Raw genomic sequence first — 6,000 nt, forward strand, 5'->3', positions numbered from 1 at the left:
AGCGGGCGAGGCCGGCGGCCTGCCGGTCGCCCGACGCGGAAGCGGCCTTCTTCGGCAGAGATATTGACGCCCGGCAGGCATGGCCATACCTTTCCATCGCTGAACGAAGTATCGAACTCCGTGCGGAATGCCGGACGGACGGCTCGCTCACGGTCCCTCGCTGCATGCTGGTCCGGGTCGTAGCCGCGAAATGAGGGCAGCGCTATGACGGCGACAGTCCCGCTGCGAGGAGCGCGTACGCCGCGGCGGTACGGCGGTGGGGGCAAGAGGTCAGGGACGACGAGCAGGACGTCCCTGTGGCGGGACCGGGCTACAGCACTCGCAGGGCCTGGTGAACGTCGCGCTCGCGCCTGGCCAGCGCATGCAACACGGCCTGGTCCCCGTGCCGGTCGCGGGCGGCTGCGACGAGGACGTCCACCGCTATGGCGAGGGCGGCGTCGGGCGCCCGGTGATCAGTGCCCACGCTGAGCGCGAGGTCTTCGATGTGCACCGCCAGCTCGACACAACGAGTCTGCAGGTAGCCGTTGAGCAGCATCTCCTCTCCCGGCCGGTGGAGGACTTCCACCCGTCGATCGACCGGCTCCGTGCTCAGCCGTCGCGTCAGCCGCTCCCACGCCACCCGTGCCTGCTCGGCCACGGCAGCCGGACCGGCTGTGGCTGTTTCCTCGCTACGGGCACGCACCCCGACATTCAGGGCCGAGTCCGGCTTCGCCGTGCCGACGAGTCGCGCGTAGTACCGCACCGGCGACACCGGTTCCGCGCCGAGCACCTGGCCGTCGAGGAACCACTCGACCTGCAGGACGCTCCGGGCGAGGTGACCGGCCAGTCCGCCCACCGACATCCCGGCGAGCACGGACTCGTCCTTCCAACGGTGGGCCACCTGCTCGGTGGCCAGCAGGTCCACGGCCTTCTCGGCCGCCTCCAGATACGCGTTCCGTATCTCATCAGTCATGCGGGCATCGTCCCAGAATCAAGATCCGGACCGAGCTTGCGTCCACGCCGTGAACCGGCGGTCGCACAGCTGCGGAGCGGCCGGTCTTCCAGGGACGCGCTCCACGGCCGCCCGCCCGATGCACGCCGGCCACCGCAGCCGCGGTGTTGACCTACCGGGCCTGCGCCGGGCGGAGGCGGCCGTTGGTGCGAAAGCGCACGGATGACAAAGAGAGCGGGGGTGGACCGGCGCCGGAACCGGGCCCTGCGGCGGTCAACGTCACCGTGGGGCGGGGCGACCAGACGTAGCCGTCTTGATCACCGGCGGCACAGCGGCAGGTGTCAGCCGGCCGAGGCGTGGGTCGGAGAGGGCGTGGCGGTGGGGCGGGGCTCGGCGGCGGGCTTCCGGGGCGGCGGCTTCGCGTGGGTGTTCGCGGGGTCCAGGCGGAGCATGGCCGTTTCGTCCGGGGTGCCGGGGGCTGCCTGGTAGACCACCATGCGCTGGCCACCCGTCCGGGCCAGTCGCATGACCTCGTAGGTCAGGGTCATCGGGCCGGCCTTCGGGTGCTGGAAGCACTTCTGCCCGCCGCCACGTTCGCAGACGTCGTACCGCTCCCAGAGCTGCGCGAACTTCGCGGACTTCAGCATCAGTTCGCCGACGAGCGCGGTCAGCTCGGGATCGTCCGGGTCGGCACCGGCGACCGCCCGCAGATGTGCCACCGAGGAGGCGACGGTTTCCTCCCACGGCTCGTAGAGCGTCCGGCCGACCGGGTGCAGGAAGAGGTAGCGGGTCAGGTTGCGCTGGTTTTCGGGCCAGTCCCAGAGTCCGGGCATCAGCCGTCGGCCGGGCGGGTTCGCTGCCAGGAGGCGGTTGTAGCGGCTCACCACGTACGCGGGCAGCGGGCGCACCGACTCCAGCATCCGCAGGACCGACTCGCGGACGGTGTGGTCCGAGCAGGCCGGCAGCTCGGCGGGCCGGCCGGAGGCCAGCTCCGCGAGCTCGTGCAGGCGTTCGTAACCGTCGCCCCGCAGCCGCAGGGCGCGGCCGAGGGCGTCCACCACGGCGGGGGAAGGGTTGGTCTCCCGGCCGCGCTCCAGACGGATGTAGTAGTCGACACTCACTCCGGCCAGCGCGGCCAGTTCCTCACGGCGCAGTCCGGGAGTGCGGCGCAGGCCCGCGCCGGCCGGGAGACCGACGTCCTCCGGGCGTACCTGCGCCCGGCGGGCCTTCAGGTATCGGCCGAGCTCCGTGCCCCTCGTGTCCGCTGCTGCCATCCGGCCATTGTCGCAGGCGGTCGAGGAGCGTGGGGGGCCGTGTCAGGGCCTGGAACGCCGCACCCCGGGTACAGCGCGGTCTGCCGCGCGGCCATGTGCGGGAGGAGAGTCGAACTGCCGGAGCGGGCGGCCCGTCCGCCGGGGCCCAGGGGGTGCGTGACACCGGTCCGCGGCCTCGGAAACGGGCTGGCCGCCCGCCCGGTCTTCGCTGTTGGAGTCGTCCCCTTGCACCAGGAGTTCACCATGCCGGCCACCCCCGCCCCGTCTCCGTCCCCGGCCCGGACAACCGAGTCGCCGCCCGCCGAGGGCCCCGCCCGGCCGCGGCGCAGCGGCGTCGCACTGGTCGCTTCGCTGCTCGGGTTCACCGTGATCACCGTCGACGTCTCGGCCGTGAACATCGCGCTGCCCGCGATCCGGGACTCCCTCAGCGGCGGGATGGCCGGGCTCCAGTGGGTGGTTGACGCCTACACCCTGATGTTCGCGGCCCTGATGCTCTCCGCGGGCTCCCTCGCCGACCGCATCGGCGCCCGTCGCGCCTACGCGTGGGGCGTCGCCCTGTTCACCCTCGCCTCGCTCGGCTGCGCGCTCGCGCCCGGCATCGGCGTGCTGGTCGGGGCGCGCGTGGCGCAGGGTGCCGCCGCCGCGATCGTGATGCCGGCCTCGCTGGCGCTGATCCGGCAGGCCTACGACGACTCCCGGGCGCGTGCCCGCGCCATCGCGCTGTGGACGGTCGGCGGCTCGGTGGCGATGGCCGCCGGCCCGGTGCTGGGCGGGCTGCTCACCGACTCGGCCGGCTGGCGGGCGGTCTTCCTGCTCAACCTCCCGGTGGGCGCGGTGATCCTGGGCCTGCTGGTCCGGGTGCCGCGCTCCCCGCGCCGGCCAGCCGCACTGGACGGCGGCGGTCAGCTCACCGCCGTACTGGCCCTGGCCGGACTGGCGTTCGCGGTGATCGAGGGCGGCCACCGCGGCTGGACCAGCGGGCCCGTACTGGCCGCCGCCGCGCTCGCGCTCGCCTCCGGGTACGCCTTCTCCGTGGTGGAGGCCCGGCACCGGCAGCCCATGGTCCCGCTGGGCATGCTGGGGGACCGCCGGGTGGCCGTCCCGCTCGCGGTCGGTTTCGCCCTCAACGCCGCCTTCTACGGCGGGATCTTCCTGCTCGGCCTGTACTACCAGCAGCTGCGCGGGATGTCGGCGATCGCGGCCGGGCTGATGTTCGTCCCGATGTCGGCCGTGGTGACGGCGACCAACCTGGTGTCGCCGCGGCTGGCGGAGCGGATCGGGCGGCGGCCGGTGATCGTCGCCGGGCAGTTGGTCTTCGGCGGGGCGATGCTGGCCATGCTGCCGCTGGCCCCGCACACCCCGGTGTGGCTGGTGCTCGTCCTGCTGCTGCCGCTGAGCGTCGGCGGGGCGCTGGCGGTGCCCGCGCTGACCGCGCTGCTGATGGACGCCGTCCCGCAGGAGCGCGCGGGCACCGCGTCCGGGCTGCTCAACTCCCTTCGCCAGACCGGTGGCGCACTGTCCGTCGCCCTGTTCGGCAGTCTGCTCGCCGGCCCCGGCGGGGGTTTCTCCCTCCCGGGCATGCGCATCGGCCTGCTCGCCGTCGCCGCGCTCCTGTTCGCCACCGCCGTCCTCTCGCGCCTCGTCCTGCCCCGTAGCTGATCCCGTGCCCGGGGCCAGTTCGCGGCGGGAGCGGAGGGAAGCCGAGGTAAGCGGAGCGGAATCAGTCGGTGGTGAGGCCGTCGATCAGGCGGTTGAGGAAGCGGGTGAAGGTGGCGTCGGGGGTCACGGCGCGGACGGGGGACGCGAGGGCTTCGGCGAGTTCCGGGTGGTGGCCGTCCGCGGCGACGGTGGCGAGATAGCGGGCTTCCGCCGCGGCCCGGTCGGGGGACCTGGCCGCTGCCGCCTGCGTGATCTCGTAGGTGACGTGTCCGGCGACGAACGCGGTGAGCTGGGCGAAGACCTCCAGCTTCGCCGCGCCGTCCAGACCGGTGGGGCGCAAGGCGCCAAGCGCGTGTTCCAGGAACGCCAGGGTGTTGGGGCCCAGGCTGCGGCGGGTGGAGAGAGCGGCGGGCAGCCACGGGTGGCGGAGCATGAGGTCGCGCTGGCGGTGGGCGATGGTCTTCAGGTCGGCGCGCCAGTCGCCGGTGAGAGGTTCCGACGCCGGCAGTTCGCCGCTGACGTGGTCGACCATCAGCTCCAGCAGCGTCTCCTTGTCGGAGGCGTAGCTGTAGAGCGACATGGCTCCGGCTCCGACCTGTGCGGCGACCCGCCGCATGGTGACCGCTTCGAGCCCTTCGGCGTCGGCCAGGGCGACGGCGGCCGCCGTGATCGCCTCGCGGCTGAAGCCCGGCCTGCGGCCCCTGCGGGGCTGCTCGGGGGCCAGCCACAGCTGTTGTGGGTCGGTCCCCGGGGTTCCGGGCCCACCGCCGTCACGCGTCACCGTCTTCGTCCTCCCGTCCCGTGCACCGCCATCCAAGCATCCTCCATTCTCGTACGACGTACGAGAATGAGGAGTGAAGCATGGCATCACGACGTGGGAAGCCGCCGTTGTCCTCGCGGATGATGAGGGCGATCTGGCGCGGCCTGCCGGACAAGCGGCACGACGCCGGGTGGGAGCCGGGGCTGGTGGTGCCGGGCGCCGACGGCAGTCCGCTGCTCACGGACCACTACTTCCCCCGGACGGCCGGCGATTTCCCGACCCTCCTGGTGCGTTCGCCCTACGGCAGGGGTCTGCCCTGGTCCCCCATGTACGGCATGCTCTTCGCCGAGCAGGGTTTCCACGTGGTGCTGCAGAGCTGCCGCGGCACCGGCGGCTCGGGCGGCGTGTTCGATCTGTGGCGCAACGAGGCCGCCGACGGCCGGGCCACGGTGTCCTGGCTGCGCCGGCAGCCGTGGTTCGACGGGACGTTGGGGACGATCGGCCCGAGTTACCTGGGATACGTGCAGTGGGCGCTCGCCCTGGACCCGCCGCCGGAGCTGAAGGCCATGGTGGTCCAGGTGGGTCTGCACGACCCCTACGCCCTGTTCTACGCGGACGGCGCTCTCCGGCTGGAGAACGCCCTGCTCGTCGGCCTGGGCATGACGTACCAGCACCGGGGGATCGCGCCGTTCGCCAGGGCGACGCTGCGCTTCCAGCGCCGTATGCGCGACATCGTCACCGCGCGGCCCCTGCGCGGGGCGTACGCCTCCGCCCTCGGCGACGTGCCGTGGCTGGACGACGTGATGGCACACCCGGACGCCGGCGACCCGTACTGGGACGGCGCGTCCCTGGCGCGGGCGGCCGAGGGGCTGCGCGTCCCGACGAGCCTGATCACCGGACGGTACGACGCCCTGGTCGACCAGACCTTCGAGCAGTACGCCCGGTTGCGCCAGGCCGGATGCGACACCGCCCTGCTCGTCGGGCCCTGGACCCACACCTCCGCCATGCAGCAGGGCTGGCCCGAGGTCTTCGCCGAAAGCCTGGCCTGGCTGCGGGCACACCTGTGCGGCGAGCCCTCCGGGCTGCGTCCCACGCGGGTGCGGGTGCACGTCGGCGGCGAGGACGTGTGGCGGGACCTCGACGACTGGCCGTCCGGCTGCGCCGGCACCGCCTCCGGGACCACCTCATGCACCACCTCATGGGTTCCCACCGCTGAGGGGCATCTCGACCGGCGAGCCGACACGGGGTCCGCGGGCGGGGCGGGGTCCGCAGGCGGGGCAGGGTCCGCAGGCGGGGCAGGGTCCGCAGGCGGGGCAGGGTCCGCAGGCGGGGCAGGGTCCGCAGGCGGGGCAGGGTCCGCAGGCGGGGCAGGGTCC

At 73.4% G+C, this 6,000-nt stretch carries 5 protein-coding genes; 2 read left to right on the top strand and 3 right to left on the bottom strand.

The features are described 5' to 3' along the window. Positions 1-310 precede the first annotated feature (310 nt). Positions 311-952 (bottom strand): maleylpyruvate isomerase N-terminal domain-containing protein, encoded by a 642-nt coding sequence (locus tag AC07F0_RS01260; protein ID WP_478972673.1) that lies wholly within the window; start codon positions 950-952, stop codon positions 311-313. A gap of 320 nt (positions 953-1,272) precedes the next feature. Then, positions 1,273-2,205 (bottom strand): helix-turn-helix domain-containing protein, encoded by a 933-nt coding sequence (locus AC07F0_RS01265; protein WP_478972676.1) that lies wholly within the window; start codon positions 2,203-2,205, stop codon positions 1,273-1,275. A 243-nt stretch (positions 2,206-2,448) separates the two neighbouring features. On the opposite strand from AC07F0_RS01265, the gene AC07F0_RS01270 reads away from it, so the two are divergent. Then, on the top strand, positions 2,449-3,864 hold the full coding sequence (locus tag AC07F0_RS01270) for an MFS transporter (protein ID WP_478972679.1): 1,416 nt from the start codon (positions 2,449-2,451) through the stop codon (positions 3,862-3,864). Positions 3,865-3,925: 61 nt separating this feature from the next. Here AC07F0_RS01270 and AC07F0_RS01275 read toward each other — a convergent pair whose 3' ends face one another. Next, positions 3,926-4,645 carry a TetR/AcrR family transcriptional regulator C-terminal domain-containing protein gene (locus AC07F0_RS01275; protein ID WP_478972682.1) on the bottom strand — a complete coding sequence of 240 codons (720 nt, stop codon included), beginning with the start codon at positions 4,643-4,645 and terminating at the stop codon, positions 3,926-3,928. A gap of 80 nt (positions 4,646-4,725) precedes the next feature. Between AC07F0_RS01275 and AC07F0_RS01280 the strand changes: the two genes are divergently transcribed. Further along, a partial coding sequence (locus tag AC07F0_RS01280) for a CocE/NonD family hydrolase (RefSeq protein ID WP_478972685.1) occupies positions 4,726-6,000 on the top strand: 1,275 nt, incomplete at its 3' end.

This window comes from Streptomyces sp. NPDC045955, assembly GCF_056430805.1.